General features: G+C 43.0%; 16 protein-coding genes and 1 tRNA gene. 13 read left to right on the top strand and 4 right to left on the bottom strand.

The window, feature by feature from the left end; all coding sequences use genetic code 11:
- The first annotated feature begins 18 nt into the window (after positions 1-18).
- The 7 genes from LPKJCM_RS06740 (at position 19) to LPKJCM_RS06770 (ending at position 9,695) form a co-directional block, all read left to right on the top strand.
- Positions 19-89: transfer RNA gene (locus LPKJCM_RS06740), tRNA-Gly, on the top strand.
- 310 nt (positions 90-399) lie between these two features.
- A complete protein-coding gene (argS, locus tag LPKJCM_RS06745) occupies positions 400-2,091 on the top strand; it encodes an arginine--tRNA ligase (protein WP_057963228.1) in 1,692 nt (563 codons plus the stop codon).
- A gap of 189 nt (positions 2,092-2,280) precedes the next feature.
- The gene (locus LPKJCM_RS06750; RefSeq protein ID WP_057963229.1) at positions 2,281-4,368 is read left to right on the top strand and encodes a PBP1A family penicillin-binding protein; all 2,088 of its coding nucleotides are present in this window, start codon (positions 2,281-2,283) and stop codon (positions 4,366-4,368) included.
- A 69-nt stretch (positions 4,369-4,437) separates the two neighbouring features.
- On the top strand, positions 4,438-4,782 hold the full coding sequence (locus tag LPKJCM_RS06755; protein WP_057963230.1) for a YlbF family regulator: 345 nt from the start codon (positions 4,438-4,440) through the stop codon (positions 4,780-4,782).
- Positions 4,783-4,879: 97 nt separating this feature from the next.
- On the top strand, positions 4,880-6,121 hold the full coding sequence (locus LPKJCM_RS06760) for a metallophosphoesterase family protein (RefSeq protein WP_057963231.1): 1,242 nt from the start codon (positions 4,880-4,882) through the stop codon (positions 6,119-6,121).
- Positions 6,118-8,697 (top strand): ATP-binding protein, encoded by a 2,580-nt coding sequence (locus LPKJCM_RS06765; protein ID WP_057963232.1) that lies wholly within the window; start codon positions 6,118-6,120, stop codon positions 8,695-8,697. The genes LPKJCM_RS06760 and LPKJCM_RS06765 overlap by 4 nt, the downstream gene beginning before the upstream one ends.
- An 11-nt stretch (positions 8,698-8,708) precedes the next feature.
- Positions 8,709-9,695, top strand: coding sequence for a 3'-5' exoribonuclease YhaM family protein (locus LPKJCM_RS06770; RefSeq protein WP_057963233.1), 987 nt, complete (start codon positions 8,709-8,711; stop codon positions 9,693-9,695).
- Positions 9,696-9,756: 61 nt separating this feature from the next.
- Here the strand turns inward: LPKJCM_RS06770 and LPKJCM_RS06775 are convergent, their stop codons facing one another.
- The 3 genes from LPKJCM_RS06775 to LPKJCM_RS06785 all read right to left on the bottom strand — a co-directional run bounded on the left by LPKJCM_RS06775 (position 9,757) and on the right by LPKJCM_RS06785 (position 11,499).
- On the bottom strand, positions 9,757-10,641 hold the full coding sequence (locus tag LPKJCM_RS06775; protein ID WP_057963234.1) for a peptidylprolyl isomerase PrsA: 885 nt from the start codon (positions 10,639-10,641) through the stop codon (positions 9,757-9,759).
- A gap of 121 nt (positions 10,642-10,762) precedes the next feature.
- Positions 10,763-11,068, bottom strand: a complete 306-nt coding sequence (locus LPKJCM_RS06780) for a hypothetical protein (protein ID WP_057963235.1) — start codon at positions 11,066-11,068, stop codon at positions 10,763-10,765.
- Positions 11,069-11,070: 2 nt separating this feature from the next.
- On the bottom strand, positions 11,071-11,499 hold the full coding sequence (locus LPKJCM_RS06785; RefSeq protein WP_057963236.1) for an HIT family protein: 429 nt from the start codon (positions 11,497-11,499) through the stop codon (positions 11,071-11,073).
- Positions 11,500-11,625: 126 nt separating this feature from the next.
- Here LPKJCM_RS06785 and LPKJCM_RS06790 point away from each other — a divergent pair, with 126 nt between their 5' ends.
- Genes LPKJCM_RS06790 through trmB form a run of 3 tightly spaced genes read left to right on the top strand, consistent with a single transcriptional unit; the run spans position 11,626 to position 14,251 of the window.
- On the top strand, positions 11,626-12,363 hold the full coding sequence (locus tag LPKJCM_RS06790; protein WP_057963237.1) for an ABC transporter ATP-binding protein: 738 nt from the start codon (positions 11,626-11,628) through the stop codon (positions 12,361-12,363).
- Entirely contained in the window at positions 12,360-13,583 is a 1,224-nt protein-coding gene (locus LPKJCM_RS06795) for an ABC transporter permease (protein ID WP_057963238.1), read from the top strand. The genes LPKJCM_RS06790 and LPKJCM_RS06795 overlap by 4 nt, the downstream gene beginning before the upstream one ends.
- Before the next feature lie 26 nt (positions 13,584-13,609).
- Positions 13,610-14,251 (top strand): tRNA (guanosine(46)-N7)-methyltransferase TrmB, encoded by a 642-nt coding sequence (gene trmB / locus LPKJCM_RS06800; RefSeq protein WP_057963239.1) that lies wholly within the window; start codon positions 13,610-13,612, stop codon positions 14,249-14,251.
- On the opposite strand, the gene LPKJCM_RS06805 is transcribed toward trmB, so the two are convergent.
- The gene (locus tag LPKJCM_RS06805) at positions 14,241-14,549 is read right to left on the bottom strand and encodes a hypothetical protein (protein ID WP_057963240.1); all 309 of its coding nucleotides are present in this window, start codon (positions 14,547-14,549) and stop codon (positions 14,241-14,243) included. The genes trmB and LPKJCM_RS06805 overlap by 11 nt on opposite strands.
- A gap of 129 nt (positions 14,550-14,678) precedes the next feature.
- Here LPKJCM_RS06805 and LPKJCM_RS06810 point away from each other — a divergent pair, with 129 nt between their 5' ends.
- The 3 genes from LPKJCM_RS06810 to LPKJCM_RS06820 are packed head-to-tail and all read left to right on the top strand — an operon-like array spanning position 14,679 to position 17,869.
- Entirely contained in the window at positions 14,679-15,014 is a 336-nt protein-coding gene (locus tag LPKJCM_RS06810; RefSeq protein WP_057963241.1) for a thioredoxin family protein, read from the top strand.
- A 24-nt stretch (positions 15,015-15,038) separates the two neighbouring features.
- Positions 15,039-15,677, top strand: coding sequence for a YtpR family tRNA-binding protein (gene ytpR, locus LPKJCM_RS06815; protein WP_057963242.1), 639 nt, complete (start codon positions 15,039-15,041; stop codon positions 15,675-15,677).
- Positions 15,678-15,697: 20 nt separating this feature from the next.
- A complete protein-coding gene (locus LPKJCM_RS06820) occupies positions 15,698-17,869 on the top strand; it encodes a DNA translocase FtsK (RefSeq protein ID WP_057963243.1) in 2,172 nt (723 codons plus the stop codon).
- The last annotated feature ends 11 nt before the right edge of the window (positions 17,870-17,880 follow it).

The following is a 17,880-nucleotide window of genomic DNA, read 5'->3' on the forward strand; positions in this document are numbered from 1 at the left end:
TATAATTATTTTTGTTATGCGGGTATAGTTTAGTGGTAAAACACAAGCTTCCCAAGCTTGCGTCGCGGGTCCGATTCCCGTTACCCGCTTAGTGTTGGTTGTATCAGCACTGGGGTTGTGGTAATAAATGTTGACACGTACCGGGTTGACAAGTTATTATACATAATGAACATTATAAATATTCAACAATAAAAGAACAGTAGCTGGTCACTGAATTGTCAGCGATTTCGGGATGGTGGGAGCCGAAAAATTTAGTCAGCAAAGCGCGCTTTTTAGAATATCAATTTAATACTTTGAGCGGATATTTTTATCAAATAGAGTGGTACCGCGGGTTTACTCGTCTCTTACAATTATTTTTGTAAGAGTCTTTTTGTATATTTATAGATGGAGGGAACATTAATGGACTACAAAGCACAGGTTACGAACTCAATTTTAAGTGTCTTAAACGACGAATTATCATCAGCTGAGGTTTACGAAAAGCTGGAGAAGCCAAAAACGCTGGCAATGGGCGACTTGGCATTTCCTGCCTTCTCATTGGCTAAAGTTTTCCACAAAGCACCCAACGCCATTGCACAAGAATTGGTTGAGAAAATTGACCAGTCTTCCTACGAGAAGGTTGAAGCAAAGGGCGCTTATCTGAACTTCTTCTTGGATAAGGGCAACTTCAGTAATGAAATTTTGAATGAAGTCTTAGAGGAAGGCGCAGCATACGGCCAAAATGACAGTGGTAAAGGCGGCAATGTCCCAATCGACATGTCATCACCTAACATTGCCAAGCCAATTTCAATGGGACATTTGCGTTCGACTGTGATTGGAAATTCGATTGCTAAACTGTTAGTCAAAAATGGGTACCATCCAATTAAGGATAACCATTTAGGCGATTGGGGAACGCAATTTGGAAAATTAATTGTTGCCTACAAGAAGTGGGGCAATGAAGAAGACGTCAAAAAAGATCCAATTAATAACCTGGTCAAGTACTACGTTAAGTTCCACAAGGAAGATAAGGAACATCCTGAACTGGATGACGAAGCCCGTGAGACTTTTAAGAAGTTGGAAGACGGCAACGAAGAAGAAGTCTTTTTATGGAAGTGGTTCCGTAAAGTTTCATTGGAATCATTTAACAAGATCTATGAAAAACTAGGGGTGACCTTTGATACTTATAACGGTGAAGCCTTCTATAACGATAAGATGGATGAAGGGATTCAGATTCTAAAAGACAAGGGTCTGCTCGTAGAATCTCAGGGTGCCCAAGTTGTTAAATTAGACAAATATGATTTGAATCCAGCCCTCATCTTAAAGAGTGACGGTGCGACATTGTACATTACCCGTGATATCGCCACCGCTATTTACCGTGACCGCACCTACAAACCAGCAATGAACTTATACGTTGTCGGTGCTGAACAGACCTATTACTTCCAGCAGTTGAAGGCCGTTTTGCTTGAAATGGGCTTACCTTCCGCCGAAAATCTGCACCACATTCCGTTTGGCCTGATCACCGTTAACGGAAAAAAGCTCTCCACTCGTTCTGGCCGGATTATCTTACTGGACGAGGTCCTGGATGATGCAATCAGCCTTGCTAAAAAGCAGATTGAAGCCAAGAATCCTGACTTGCCTAACAAGGATGAGGTTGCCAAAGAAGTGGGTGTTGGCGCCATTATCTTCGGTGATTTGAAGAATGAACGGACCAATAACATCGACTTTGTTCTGGAAGATCAGCTTCGATTTGAAGGAGAAACCGGACCTTACGTGCAATACTCACATGCTCGTGCGGAAAGTATTTTGAGAAAAGCTGGCGACATCGATCTTCATGGTGCCAACAAACAGCTGGACGATCCGGCTGCCTGGGAAACGGTGACTGCTTTGAAGGATTTCCCAGATGTTGTGAAGAGTGCCTGCAAGGACTTTGAGCCATCAGAAATTGCCAAGTATTCATTGAGATTGGCAAAAGCCTTCAATAAGTACTATGCCCATTCAAAGATTTTGGTCGAAGATGACCAATTAGCTGCTCGTTTGTCACTGGTCAAAGCGGTTTCAATCGTTCTCAAAGAATCCCTGAGTCTATTGGGTGTTAAAGCCCCAGATGCAATGTAATCAATCGTTAAGTCTGAAAGTCCCAAGTCAACCGGTTTGGGGCTTTTTTGTTTTCACCAAGCTTTAAAGGACCCGATTAGCAGCTTTGCCTCCCAATCTTTTTTAAATCCTCCTTAAATTTTTCTACCCGTAATTTCCCCACTTTTTAGATATGATACAATATTGGGGTATTCACAAAAGGAGTATTGTATGAATAACAATTCAACCAACTCATTTAGAAAATCGGTGGGGCACTTCTTGAGACGCTTCAACCGATTTTGTCGAAGGTTCCATTTGGTTAAGTGGCTGGTAGTGGTTTTTCTCAGCATCTCACTTGTGACCAGTACCTACTTGGTGTTTCTTGCTAAAACAGCTCATGTCCAGAACCTGGAATCGTCACTGTCAAAGACAACTGAAATTTTTGATGTCAGCAATCACAAGGCTGGCGAATTATACGCACAAAAGGGGACCTATGTTCATTTGAATCAGGTCTCGGCTAACATTCCAAAGGCCGTTTTATCGACGGAAGACCGCAATTTTTACCATGAATATGGTTTCTCGTTCAAAGGAATTGCCCGGGCGATGTTCTTACTAGTTAAGAACAAATTACTGCATCGCAATTACATCAGTGGTGGCGGAAGTACGTTGACTCAACAACTGGTTAAGAATGCCTATCTTTCGCAAGAGCAGACGATGACTCGAAAATTAAAGGAACTATTCCTGTCGATTCAAGTTGAAAATGTTTACTCGAAAAACGAAATACTGACGATGTATCTCAACAATGCTTACTTTGGTAACGGGGTTTGGGGTGTTCAAGACGCCGCCAGAAAGTATTTTGGTGAAAATGCTGTCAACCTGTCGGTTCCCGACTCAGCTGTTTTGGCGGGGATGTTGACTTCGCCAAGTGCCTTTAACCCCATTGATCATCCAAAAGCCGCTAAGTGGCGCCGAAATGTTGTTTTGCAGCTGATGGTTGAAAACAACAAGCTGAATCAGGCTCAGGCAAATTACTACAAGAAAACCCCAATCACGGTGCGGGACACTTACGTTCGAAAAGACGGTTACAAGTATCCGTATTACTTTGACGCCGTTATTGATGAGGCAATCAGTAAGTATGGCATGACTGAATCAGAGATTATGAACCGTGGCTATCGAATCTACACTAATTTAAATCAAGCTCAGCAACAGGCAATGCAGACCAACTTTAACAACAATGCCATGTTTCCGGCTAATGCTGCTGACGGCACTGAAGTCCAGGCCGCATCGATCGGGGTCTCACCAACCACCGGCGGGGTGACCGCCGTGGTTGGCGGTCGCGGTAAACACGTTTTTCGTGGTTATAATCGGGCCACCCAAATTAGCAGGCAACCCGGTTCAACAATGAAACCATTGGCCGTCTACACACCGGCACTTGAAGCGGGCTACAAATTTGATTCCGAGCTGGTGGATAAGAAGAAAGCTTATGGGACCAATCATTACACACCGAAAAACTATAATAACGTTTATCAAGGCAAGGTGCCAATGTATGAAGCGTTGGCGCAGAGTATGAACGCGCCGGCCGTCTGGCTGCTGAATCAAATCGGTGTCAATCGAGGCTATCAGTCAGTTAAGGACTTTAACATCCCAGTCACGAAGAAAGATAAGAACCTGGCATTAGCCTTGGGTGGGATGTCCGGTGGTGTTTCACCCCAGCAAATGGCTGGTGCTTATACCGCTTTCGCAAATGGCGGCAAGATTGTTAAACCATTTTATATTCGAAAGATTGTTGACTCCACTGGCAAGGTGGTGGTTGACAATACCGCTAAGCAAGAAGGCCGGCAAATCATGTCCGGTTCGGTTGCCAAACAGATGACCAGCATGATGCTTGGCGTCTTCAACAACGGAACCGGTGCCGATGCCAAGCCATATGGCTACCAAGTGGCCGGTAAGACTGGTAGTACAGAAGCCGATAACACCGGTTCAGCTGACGCAACCAAGGATAAGTGGATTATTGGCTATACACCTGACTTGGTTGTCGCAACTTGGGAAGGGTTTGATAGTACCAGTCAGGCACACCACTTGGAGAACCTAAGTGGAACAGGTGTTGGACCGCTTTTCAAAAATGAGATGCAGACGATGCTGCCGTATACCAAGAATTCGAGTTTCAACACCAAAGATGCTCAATCGATTGTTCAAGGCGAAAGTAGTAACGACAATCTTTGGGATACCATTCAAAAGAAGACGAATCAATATGGTAACCAAATCGAACAAAAGGCAAAAGATTTAATAGATGATGCCAAAAGTTGGTTCAACCATTAACTTTTTCAGGAAGCAATTTTTAGAATGTGTTAGAATTAGGTAAATAAACTTGTTAGGGGACACTATTTGATGAATGAAAAAATGACCGCAACAACCAACCAGCTCCAAGCAGAATTAATCGCGTCTGATGAATTTACTGAGATTAAAGCTGCTTATGATGCGCTGAAGAAAAGCTTAGACGATTACAAGTTGTTCAATGACTTTCAAGACGCCCAACAAAATCTTCAGCAAAAGCAAATGCAGGGTGTCCAGCCAACCCAAGATGAGATTCAAAACATCCAGGCAATTGCTGGGAAAATGCGTGAGAGTCAATTAATTTCTGAATTGATGACTAAAGAGAAGGCATTGAGCCAATTATTATCTGATATTAATGAAACGGTGACAAAGCCAATCAGTGATCTGTACAAGTCATAAGGAAATCAAGCACGTGACAAAAGGGGCCGAGACAAAAAAAGTTTGAGTACTTTTGTCTTGGCCCTTATTTTGTACATAATCAAGGAAGGAATCGAATATGAAATTTATCCATACCGCAGATTTACATCTGGACAGTCCTTTTTTGGGGCTCAAAAATCATGTATTACCCAACGAGCTCTGGGAGAAGATTCACCAATCAACCTTTGACTCCTTTCAAAAAATCATTGATGATGCAATTGACCAGCAAGTAGACTTTGTCCTTTTGGCTGGTGATTTGTTTGACAGAGAAGAGCGCAGTGTGGCTGCCGACGCATTTTTAATTGCTCAGCTTAATCGATTGAATGACCATGGAATTGAAGCATTTGTCAGCTTTGGCAACCATGATTATTCCACGGCAGACCCGGCGTCCTTTGGTTATCCAGATAATACACTGGTTTTCGGTAACCAGGTTGAAACCAAAAAGTATACCCTAAATGACGGTGAAGTGGTGGCCGTCAGCGGCTTTAGTTTTGATAAGCAGTGGATCACCCAGCCGATGATTCAAAACTACCCAACAGCAGTTGACAACGTTGATTGGCATATCGGCATGCTTCATGGAAGTTTAAGCTCACTTCATTCTCCAGAGGCCAATTACGCCCCATTTACGTTGTCCGAACTTCAGGAGAAGGGGTATGACTACTGGGCATTGGGCCACATTCATAAGCGTCAGGCGTTAAATGAGCAGCAAACCATCAATTATTCTGGTAATACCCAAGGGCGCCATATCAACGAATCCGGTGAAAAGGGTTACCTATTGGTTCAAAGCGATGACAAACGCCTTAAAACTCAATTTATCCCAACCGCCCCGATCATTTGGGACCGGGTGATCATTTCCCTGGATGAGGTCTCGGTTGACCAATTGGTAGAAGCCATTCTGGAAAAGATCGCTGATCTGCACTATTCGAAGTTGCATTTTATTCGGATCCAATTGACCAGTCAAACGGCTGTTGATGCTGATTTACTCACTAAAATGAGTGATGGCGATCTCCTGGACGAACTTCAAGAAATAAATGCTGATAAATGGCAGCAGCTGAACTGCTGGATTACTTCGATTGAAGCACCACAAGTCAAAAGTTTGGTCTACAGCAGTATTGACCAGGACTATTTTAATCAAGCCAAGGCAGAAACCTTGAACGATGAAGTTTTTGATCAACTTCTCAAGGAATTCAATAAACAACCGGCTTTTATCAAGGATGAAGTTGGGGCCAAAGAAGCCAAACAGGAAATCTTTGATCAAGCAGGAACCATCCTTCAAGAAAACGTGATTCATGACGGAACACAGGAGGACAAATCCAAGTGATAATTAAACAGTTAAACATCTATGGCTTTGGCCGCTGGATTGATCAATTAATTGATATAAAGAATCCACTTCAGATTGTTTATGGTCAAAATGAAGCTGGCAAAAGTACGATTATCGCGTTTATCAAGGGTGTTTTATTTGGCTTCACTGACAAAAAACATTCTGTTCATGGTCAATATCAGCCGAAAGGCAGCGCGCCGTACGGTGGTGAAATAACTTTCTCTTCCGATCACCATCTTTACAAGGTTGTCCGGACAGGCTTGAAATATGGCGGGACCGTCAAATTTTATGATTTGGATAACGATACCGAACTGAGTGAAGATGATTACCAGCAATTAATTACCCCCATTGATCGAACTGCTTACGACCAGTTATTTTACTTTGGCAGCATTGATCAAACCGAATTTTATAAAATGGGCCGGGATGAATTACGGCTGCGGATTCAATCGATTGGCGTTGCTGGGGCTGGGGATTGGATGAACCTGCAAGCTGATTTGGACAAGCAGTCTGCAAAGCTATATGCACCTCGCGGCCGAACCAAAACCATCAACGTGCAAATTGCCGCTTATAAAAAGCTTGAAGATCAAGTCAGCGCCGCAAAGGATCATTTTCCGCGCTACCAGGACTTGCGGACTCACTTAAAGCGGGATCAATCAGACTTGAATGATCTCCAAGTGGCTCTAAAGGCAGCCAATCATCAACTGGATGATAAGCGCCGCTTACAGACGGTGTTACCACTGGTTAACAAGCTGAGTGATCTCAGCGATGTTGATTCCGCTCAGGTGAAGGCTAAATTCAGCAGCGGGGACCTGAATGCATTTAATAAACTCAATATGGCGCTGACATCCCAAAAAGCGGCTGTTCAAAAAGCTCAAAAGGTTGTTGATGCAGATGCCGGTAAAACGGTGAAAACACCTGCCCAAGCCTTTTATGAGACTCATAGTGACACCATCGAGCGACTAGCTCAGGGTCTACCTGAAATTAGGAAGGCCGCTTTAGCGATTGAACTGGGGGAGTCGCAACAAAAAGACGTTCAACAACAAATTCAAGCGCAGTTAGATTCAATTAACAAAAACGAAGAGGGGGGGCTGCCGCGACCATTTGATGATCAGACCTTTGCTAAAGTCAATGAGTTGCTGCGAAAGGAACAGAATCTTCAAGAAAAGCGTACTCAAAGGACCCGTCAGCGACCTGTTCAACCCGACCAGCACCATGGTAATGGTCTCATCTGGTATGGTGTAGCGATCGCCTTTGCGGTACTATCTCTTTTATTAGGATCCAAGTCATTTGGATGGGTCGGATACATTTTAGCGGCCGCTGCGGCTGTTTGGGGCTGGTACACTGCCAAAGGTGGTTCAAAACGGCAAACAGATCAAACTCGTGAGGATCCGGCTGAACTTGATCGACAACTTACACAGATTCGTGGAGAATTGACAGCCATTCAGACGCAATTTGATCTGCAGGGAATTGATAAATCTCAATGGCTTCATATGCAAAGCTCACTTCAGGAAATTCAGCGTCTGAAAAAAAGTTATCAAAACCAACAGGATACGCTCGCTCAGCAACAAGCTAAGTACCAGGGGTATCTTGATCAGTGGCAGTTTGCCACGGACTGGTTGAAGTTCGACCAATCTAAGTATTCCGCCGCCGTCGAGACCATTGGCAAGGCCGTTGCCCACTGGCATAAATTAGCAACTGATTATCAGCAGCAACAAACGACGTTGAATGACGATCAAAAGACACTGAACGCCGCTACAACCAAGTTGGCTGAACTGGTCAAGCAAAAGCGGGCCTTCTTGGAAAGCCGTGATGTTGACGATGATGAAGCATTTCAACAAAGTGTTACTTTTCAGTCAGACTTGGCTAAGAAATTGGAGCAAAAAACAACCTTTGAGAGTCAAATCAAATCTGCTAACGTGGTTATTCCTGCGAAGGTCGATCAAGATGCCTTAAACACCGAGGTTCATGAAGCTACGAAACAAGTCCAGGGTCTACAAGATCAACTGACAGATTTAAGTCGGGAAATGACCCAATTTCAGACAGAAATTGATGGGTTAATCAAGGATGGCAAATATTATGACCTGCGTCAGCAATTGGCCAACCAACAGGCTGAAATTGTCAGCAATGTCCAAAAGTATTTGGCACTTAAGCTGAGTTCTCAATGGATTCAAGCCGTTTTGGACATCGCCAGCAAGGGTCGGCTGCCCAAGACGCTCGAATTGGCAAAACAATATTTTGCGACTTTGACGAATGATGCTTATAAGGATATTATTTTTAAAAAGGAAATTTCAGTTGTCAGAAAAGACGATGTTTCCTTTCCAATTAACGAATTATCTACCGGAACGTTGGAACAGCTTTACTTGGCGCTGATCTTTTCGATGGCAGTTGGATTCAGCAACCAATACCCGATGCCAATTATCATTGACGATGGCTTTGTGAATTTCGATCAAAGCCGAAAAAAAGCAGCCCTGATGATGCTTCAACAGGTGAGTGAGAAGACCCAAGTCCTTTATTTCACCGCCAATCTCGAAGGCAATGCTGACAACATGCCTGTCTTGGATCTTAAAACGCTTTAGGAGGCGATTTTATGGCAAAACAATTGATGGATATCAAATTGGATGAAGAATTCGAGATGTATGTATTATTAAAGGACGCCTCCAAGCGGGTGGCCAAAAATGGCAAGCCGTTTCTATCTTTAGTCTTTCAAGACCAATCCGGCCAAATTTCGGGCAAGTACTGGGATGCATCCCCAGCGGATATTGAAGCCTTTGTGTCTGGAAAAGTCGTTCTGCTGAAAGGAAAGCGGGAGAACTATATGAATTCTCCCCAAATCAAGATTCTAGCCATGCGGCTGGCCAATCAAAGTGAGCCGCATGATCCGGTTAACTTTATCAAACGAGCTGGTATGTCTCGTGACCAGATGGAAGAATACATTGACCAAACCATCTTTGAGATTACCAATGCCGTCGATAATCGAATTGTCCGCAGCTTAATTTCAAAGCACGAAAACGCCTTTTATACCTTCCCAGCCGCAAAATCCAATCATCATGACTTTGCCGGTGGATTAGCTTTTCACACGATTTCAATTTTGAGACTGGCTCATTCGATCGTCAATCAGTATGACTGCATTAATGGTCCATTACTGTATGCCGGTGCCATTTTACATGATCTTGGGAAAACCATTGAACTCTCTGGGCCGATTGCGACAGAATACACGTTAGCAGGCAATATGCTCGGCCATTTAAGTATTATGGACGCTGAAATTGTTGAAGCGGCTGACAAGTTGGGGATTGATCAGCAATCTCAAGATCTCATTTTATTACGACACATGGTTCTGTCCCATCATGGCTTACTCGAGTATGGTTCGCCTGAACGGCCGAAAATATTGGAGGCCGAAATTCTCCATCACTTGGATGAGTTAGACGCTACGATTGTCATGATTCAAAGCGCCACTAAGAACATTGATCCCGGACAGTTCAGTGATCGGATCTTTGGGTTGGATAATCGGCGATTCTACAAACCGGAAAAATCAGTTGACCCAAAGAACAAACCGACACAAGGTGAATTGTTATAATTGAACCAACACAAAAAGGATTGGACATTGTCCAATCCTTTTTGTATGAATCGCTTTGAAATTACTTCTTAGATGACGAGCTTGATGAAAGGTAATCAGATAAGACGTTTTGAAGGTCTTTATCTTGGATGGTAACTTTACCCTTCTTAAGAACTTTGGAAACAACTGAATGTAAGGTATTGCTATCAGACATCTTGCTGGTAACGATTTGATCCTTTAATTCAGATTCGTGTTGCTTCCAAGTTCCCTTTGATGGATGGTTAACCATTTGGATAACTTGGTAACCATATTGAGTCTTAACGGGGGTCTTAGTGTATTGACCATTCTTCAGCTTGAAAGCAGCCTTCTTGAAGTTGGTATCAAGTGAAGTGTTGGTGTTGTCAAATGCTGCGATTCGGCCGCCCTTGTTCTTGGTTGCTGTATCAGTTGAATACTTTTTAGCTAAGCTTGAGAAGCTCTTACCGTCTTTAAGTTCGCTGATAACTTTGTTGGCAGTTGATTTCTTTGAAACCAAGATTTGGTTAACAGTTACTTTTGGTTGGTAAGACTTGAATTGCGTTTGAAGTTGAGCGTCGCTAATCTTGACGTTATCTTTAACGGCTTGCTTCAATAAGAGGTTAGAACGAATTGAATCTTTCAATTGTGAAGCAGTCATACCGTTTTGTTGGAGAACAGAGTTAAATGATGAACCGTATTGCTTCTTGTATTTAGCGAATTCACTGTTAACTTGAGAGTCCTTAACATCTTTACCATATTGCTTGTCCAAGACCTTGTTCAAGATCATTTGTTGCAATACTTGTTTACCGCTTGAAGTACTCTTCAAACTGCTGTAATAAGCACTTTCTGTAATCTTACCACCGTTAGTCGTTGCAACAGTTTTGCTGCCACAAGCTGCGAGAGTAAAACTCATCATAATGCCGGCTAAAACGATTAGCCATTTTTTCATACAAAAACACATCCATTCCTAAAAGTATTCGTCTGCAAAGCAAACGTTCCCGATAATAATAACATAATCTGGCTCGTTTATATAATGACCGCAAGAATTTAAACAAATATTCATATTTTGCTCACTTCAATTTGTCGGTATAATTGTTGATTTCATCAAGGCGGGGCTGAATTTTGAACATGGCTTCATCCACGTCGCGTGAGATGTCATCAATCGTCTTCTCGAGCACAGGTATCTGCGCTGTGAAGGCATCCATTGATTTCTTGAAGTCATCATAAGCAGTTTTCCAGTCAGCAGCTTTTTTCTTTCGATCATTGAAGGTTAACTTGGCTCGTTCAACGAATTCTTGTGGGGTTTCTTTTCGACTGTATAAATAAGCGCCGGCGACAACGGCGGATGCACCGACAATTTTAAAAACGGTTTTCATGATTAATCACCCATGTGTTGTTCGATTGATTCTTGGATGGCCTTCAACTGTTCCGGTGAGTATTTGTTGGAGTTATCCTTGAAGATCATCTTAAAGTCGTCATTGCTGGTATATCGGGGAACTAGGTGGAAGTGTGAATGAAAGACGGATTGATAAGCAACTTGGCCGTTATTATTTAAAATATTCATGCCCTTAATGTCAGGATTTGAAGCTTTCACAGCCCGGGCAATCTTAGGAATTCTGTCAAAGACGGCACTTGCCAATTCTTCGTCATAGTCAAAGATATTGGCAATATGCTTCTTTGGAATAACCAGTGTATGTCCAGGGGTGCCTTGAGAAATATCCAGGAATGCCTTGACAATGTCGTCCTCATATACGGTGTAACTGGGGATCTCATTTCTTACGATTTTACAAAAAATACAATCTTTCAAAATCTCTACCTTCTTTCTGTGAATACTAAGTGTATTATACCATTAATGCGTTTTTGACCCAGCTCAAAGGCTAATTTTGTATGGTATAATCTTGTTTGTACATTTATCATCATACGGAGGTAAACAATGACCTTACAAGTTTCAAATCTGGTTGGGGGCTACTCCCAAGTACCAGTGCTAAAAGACGTCAATTTTGACGTTAAAGATGGTGAGTTGGTTGGCTTAATTGGCCTAAACGGGGCCGGAAAGTCAACGACCATCAATCATATTATCGGGTTGTTAACACCCTTTAGAGGATCAATCAAAATTAACGGTATTGGTTTGAACGATGACGTTAAACAATATAAAGCCCAAATTGCCTATATTCCTGAGCAACCCATTGTCTACAAAGAATTAACCTTAAAGGAACACTTGGAAATGACCATGTTGGCGTATGGGCTTGATCAGGATGCGGCTTGGAAACGCGCACATGATCTACTGAAGCTTTTTCGGTTAGACAACAAATTAGACTGGTTCCCAGATAACTTTTCAAAAGGGATGAGACAAAAGGTGATGATTGTCTGTGCCTTTTTGACTAATGCCAAGCTATTTATTATTGACGAACCGTTTCTTGGCTTGGACCCATTGGCTGTTAATGACTTGTTGAACCTGATCTCTGAAAGAAAACGACAGGGTGCCAGCATTTTAATGTCGACTCACGTGCTGGATACTGCCCAGCGTTATTGTGACCGGTTTGTGTTACTTCACGACGGTCAAGTTCGGACAGAAGGTACCATTGAAGAGCTCCGGAAATTATTCCCAGATGCTGGCGATTCACTTAATGATATTTACCTGACTTTGGCAAGGGAAGGCGATGCCTCATGAAGCAGTTATTCAGGCAGCGCTTATCAACGCATCTCAAGGAAATGATGCGTTATCTCAGATTAGTTTTTAACGACTATTTTGTTCTGGCACTGTTATTTGTAATCGGTGGGTTGGGCTACTATTATTCCAACGCACTGAAACAATTGCACACCGGTTTGTGGTGGGCGCCACTTGTTATTGTCGGAATTCTATTGGTCAGCGTGCAGCTGGGGCGTTTTGCAACTTTGATTGAGGGCCCCGACTATGTTTTTTTGCTGCCTAAAGAGGCGGAACTCTATCATTATCTTCGGAGCGGTTTTAGATATAGTGTGTCAATCGCCATTGCAATCCAAGTCCTATTTTGGATTTTGCTAATGCCGTTTGTTCAAGTTACCATGCATGCGACGACAACCGAGTTATATCTGCTTTTGGCAAGCATTTTGATTCTGAAATTAACCTGGTTAAATACGGACTTCGCCCGCAAATACCACTTACGACAATCGTGGTTGGCGAGTCGGTTCATCTTTCGATTGCTGGTTCCCGTGATTGCACTGGGTTTGTCAGTCTACATTAATTATTGGATTGGCCTGATCATTTCTTTGGCTGCGCTTTTGGCCAGCTATTTTACCCGGCAAAATTGGGCTAATCGATCGCTTGATTGGACAACGATGATTGACGATGAAAACAGTCGGATGCACACCGTCTACCAATTCTTTAATTTATTTACTGACGTCCCAACTTTGCAGGGTTCTGTCAAACGACGTCGTTATGTTGACGGGATCTTGAATCGAATCAAACTAATTCCTCGGAATACTTATTTGTACTTGTATGCCCATGGAATTGTCCGCGACAATGAAATGAGTGGGTTGTACGTGCGATTACTCGTGATTGGAACCTTGTTTCTGGTATTCGTCAAGGGGGCGCTGTTACCCATCTTTTTGAGCCTATTGTTTGTTTATTTAATCGGCTTCCAAATGATCCCGTTTTATTTTCACTTCTCGGATAACGCATTTGTGCATGTGTACCCAATCACTAATCGGTACCAACTAAAAAGTTTTCAAAGGGTTCTACTGTACTTATTGAATACAGTAGGTGTCGTTTTTGCAGTGGCAGTGTTAGCCGTTAATTTGGCAACGCCAGTGACTTTCATCGGTGTGATTGTTGGTGAAGTACTCGAAATCTGGCTGTTTGTCTATCTGTATCTGCCGAAACGCCTCGCTAGAAGCGAACGAACCAGATAAATTGTTGAATAAAATAGGAGAATGATATGCGTGTAAGAAAAAAGCCATGGGCCGATCAATATATCAAAGACCATGGCGATTATATTGTGACGGATCCAAAGAACTGGTTGGGGAAATGGCAGGACCGGTTTGGCAAGGTTCAACCCCTCAATGTTGAGATTGGAATTGGCAAGGGACGCTTTATTATTGAAACAGCTCGAGCCAACCCCAACATTAACTATATCGGCATTGAACTGCAGACTTCTGTCATTGCGACGGCACTTCGGTCATTTATGGCAGATTCATTGCCAAACGTCCAGTTTGTTCTGACTGATGGTGCCGACCTTGATGAATTGTTCTATGAAAATGAAATTAAAAAGATTTTCTTGAATTTTTCTGATCCTTGGCCAAAAAAGCGGCATGCCAAACGTCGTTTGACTTCCCCGCTCTTTTTGAAAACTTATAACCATGTGCTGGACCAAGATGGCGACATCGAATTCAAAACTGATAATCGTGGGTTGTTTGAATACACCTTGGTCACGATGAACAATTTTCCAATGACATTCGATTATGTTTCACTGGATTTGCACCGTTCCCCTGAAAATGAAGCGAATATTGAAACTGAGTATGAGCACAAATTCAGTCCAAAGGGGCCAATTTATAAGCTGATTGCTCATTTCACAGCGTGATAATTTGATGTTTAACCACTTGTTGTGAAGCTTGGTCGACCCAAAAGGCTTCTGCTTTTCGGTCACCATTAGCGTTCAAGTAATTAAAGCCAAAGTGAAAAATGGCCGTTGACTCGGTTGCCGGTAGTATGCTCCAGCTGCCGATGTACTTGAAACCTTTTAATGCAGCCGATTGTTTGGTATCCTTGATGATAGCTGCTAAAAAAGTTTCGTGTTTGCGATCGGACTTAGCCACGATATAGGTACTGGCAGCAAGGGCTGCGAGTGATAGGGCATAGAAAACTGTTTGTTTTTTCATCATTTCACCTGTTTTTTGTATGTAATACGTCTACCTTAGACTATTAGCAGCCGATGAGCAAACTGATTTAGTTGGCCGAAGATTTATGCTATGATGTACTTTACATTAGTAAGTGAAAGGATGATAATTTTGCAAAATTTACCTAAAACGAATTTAAAAGATTTGACCAAACAACTTGAGAATGGCAAGTATATGCTATTCTTCACGGCCGACTGGTGCCCGGACTGCCGCTTCATCAAACCGGCTATGCCCGCCATTGAAGCCGAATATCCTGAATACACATTCTTACAAGTTGATCGTGATGAAAATATTGATCTGGCTGGTGAGATGGGCATTATGGGGATTCCAAGTTTTGTTGCCTATTCAGATGGTCAAGAAATCGGCCGCTTCAATAATGGTGACAGAAAGACCAAAGCAGAAGTTGAAAACTTTATTAACTCGTTAGCAAGTACCGTAGAAAAATAATTAATTGTTGGAAGGAATTTTGAAATGTTAATAACCAGTTATAACCCAAACAGTACAGGCGACACAATGGTCCTCATCATGAACCCGGATGTGGGTGAACAAAGCGTGACGATTCATGACAAGGTTGCCCGGATTTTTGCAGCTGATACTAATCAGACGTTGGGGTACAACTTTTTAGCAGTAAGCGAAATTCTTCCAGAAATTGTTCATGAAAATGGCCAAATTCATTTAACTGAAGAACAGGTTGCTCACTTGAATCAATATTTGGGCGATCACGATTTCCCGGCGGATGTCCGCTATGATAATCAGCCGAAGTTTGTTGTTGGCTATGTTAAGTCAGTGGCAGACCATCCAAAGGCTAATCATTTACAGATCACTCAAACAGACATTGGCACTGGCAAAGACGTTCAAATTGTCAGTGGTTCGCCGAACATGCGTGAAGACATTAAAGTGGTGGTTGCTTTGAGTGGCGCCATGATGCCTGACGGCCAGATTATTTGGCCGGGTAAGTTACGTGGTGTTGAGAGTGATGGAATGATTTGTTCCGGCCGTGAGTTGGGATTGAAGAACGCGCCACAGGTTCCAGGTGTACTGATTTTACCTGATGACTATCAGGTAGGGGATGCCTTTGATTTTGACAAGGCACAGCATTTATTCGATTAAGGATTTTGGGTGGATGAGTAATGAAGCATTATGATGGACCCGCTTTTTTCCGGCGGAAGGGGATTACCCGAAAGCCTCGTCAAGAGCGGATAACGAAACAGAATAATCAGCCGGCAGTGCCTAAAATCCAAGACACGCGGTCAAACAGGCTCCTAGATGCCAAATTTGACCGTGGGGATGAGACTCCGGCTTTTTTGAAAGAGATTAAGAATTTCAAACCTCAAAAGCGTTCAAAATCCGATAAACGCAAGCAGCAAATTCAAACTAATTATTTTCTCAGCCAGGCCCATCGCAGACATCGTTTGTACGATGAATTGACGCGTCGGCTGAGGATTACATATGACGATTTAATCGTGATTGCTGATCAACAGCCAACGATTGATCAACCTCGTGAGCAGCGTTCCAATCAACCTGTTCCCAAAACAAAGCCCGTTAAGCCGACTAAGGGTCAACCTCAGAACTCATCAGAGAAGTCGCCTGTGCCTGAGCAGCCACAAACCAGTTCAGACCCGGCTATTCGACATTTAAATCGTCAACCCAGGAAGGCTTTGAGTCAGCACGGGTTGGGGCAGTCGTTCAGTTCAATTATGCATAATCAAAGGGCCAGTGAATCTGACCTTTCTTTGTTTAACGCGCAACAACTTAACCACAATGCCGACGTTAAAAAAGTTAATCACATTGGTCAATCGGCTAATGTCGTTGAACGGCAATCCTCATCTCAGACAACTGGATTAAACACTTCGATTGACGACCATGGTTACCATTTTCCACCGCTATCTTTATTGTCGAAACCGCAGCAAATGGAATCCGATTCAATTGATGATTGGATCACTCATCAATCTGAGATTCTCAATCAAACATTTGCCGCCTTTAAGGTCAATGCGCAGGTTGTTGATTGGACAAATGGGCCAACAGTGACCCAATTTCAAGTTAAATTGGCACTTGGCGTCAAAGTCAGCCGAATTACCAATTTAACCGATGATTTGAAGCTGGCTTTGGCAGCCAAGGATATTCGAATTGAAGCACCAATTCCCGGAAAAACCACTGTCGGAATCGAAATCCCTAATCCTAATCCGAGACCGGTTGTGCTTTCAGAAGTTATTTCGACCAAGCATTTCCAAGATAGTCACTCGCCACTTACGACCGCATTAGGCGTTGATTTGTCAGGAGTCCCGAGAACGACTGATATCAAGAAAATGCCCCATGGCCTGATTGCTGGGGCAACTGGATCCGGTAAAAGTGTTTTTATCAATAGTTTGTTGGTTTCTTTACTGTATAAAGCGACACCGGCGGATTTGCGGTTGCTCTTAATTGACCCCAAGGCAGTGGAACTGGCGCCGTATGATGGGATACCACACCTATTATCGCCGGTTATCTCTGATCCACAGGCTGCGGCTGCCTCTCTCAAATGGGTCACCAAGGAAATGGATCAGCGGTATGAAAAATTGGCTGCAGCGGGTGCTAAAAATATCGAACAGTTCAATCGACAGGCAAGTGAAGCAAAAGAATACGGGCTCAAAATGCCTTATATTCTTGTGATTATTGACGAATTGGCCGACTTGATGATGGTCGCCTCCAGTGAAGTTGAAGACTACATTGTCCGAATTACTCAAAAAGCCAGGGCAGCCGGCATTCATTTAATTGTGGCCACTCAGCGTCCAAGTGTTGATATTGTGACTGGAACTATCAAGAATAACATTCCGACGCGAATTGCTTTCATGGTCTCCAGTCAGGTTGATTCCAGAACGATTTTGGATTCGGCTGGAGCTGAACGGTTACTTGGTCGCGGAGATATGCTGTATCTTGGAAGTGGTGGCAATCAACCAGTCCGATTGCAGGGTGCTTTCGTGACCAATCAAGAGCTTGACGGAATTGTTGACTATGTCCGTCAGCAGGGAGAACCTAAATATTTGTTCACACCTGACAGCTTGAAAAAAGCGACTGCTGAAACGAGTTCTGAGGACCGATTGATGCCCCAAGTTTTAAAATATATTGGCAGCGAAGACACAATTTCGACTTCAAAGCTTCAACGAGTATTTTCAATCGGGTATAATAGAGCTGCAAACATTATTGATCATTTGCAGGAAAAGAATTTGATTTCAGAGCAGCAGGGGTCCAAGCCGCGGACAGTGTACTATAAGCAGACGGCAGATGAATCCGCTCGGAAATCTCCAGAAAATAATCAAAAATAACATAATGGGAT

This window comes from Lentilactobacillus parakefiri, assembly GCF_002157585.1.
In the GTDB taxonomy this organism is placed as follows: Bacteria; Bacillota; Bacilli; order Lactobacillales; family Lactobacillaceae; genus Lentilactobacillus; species Lentilactobacillus parakefiri.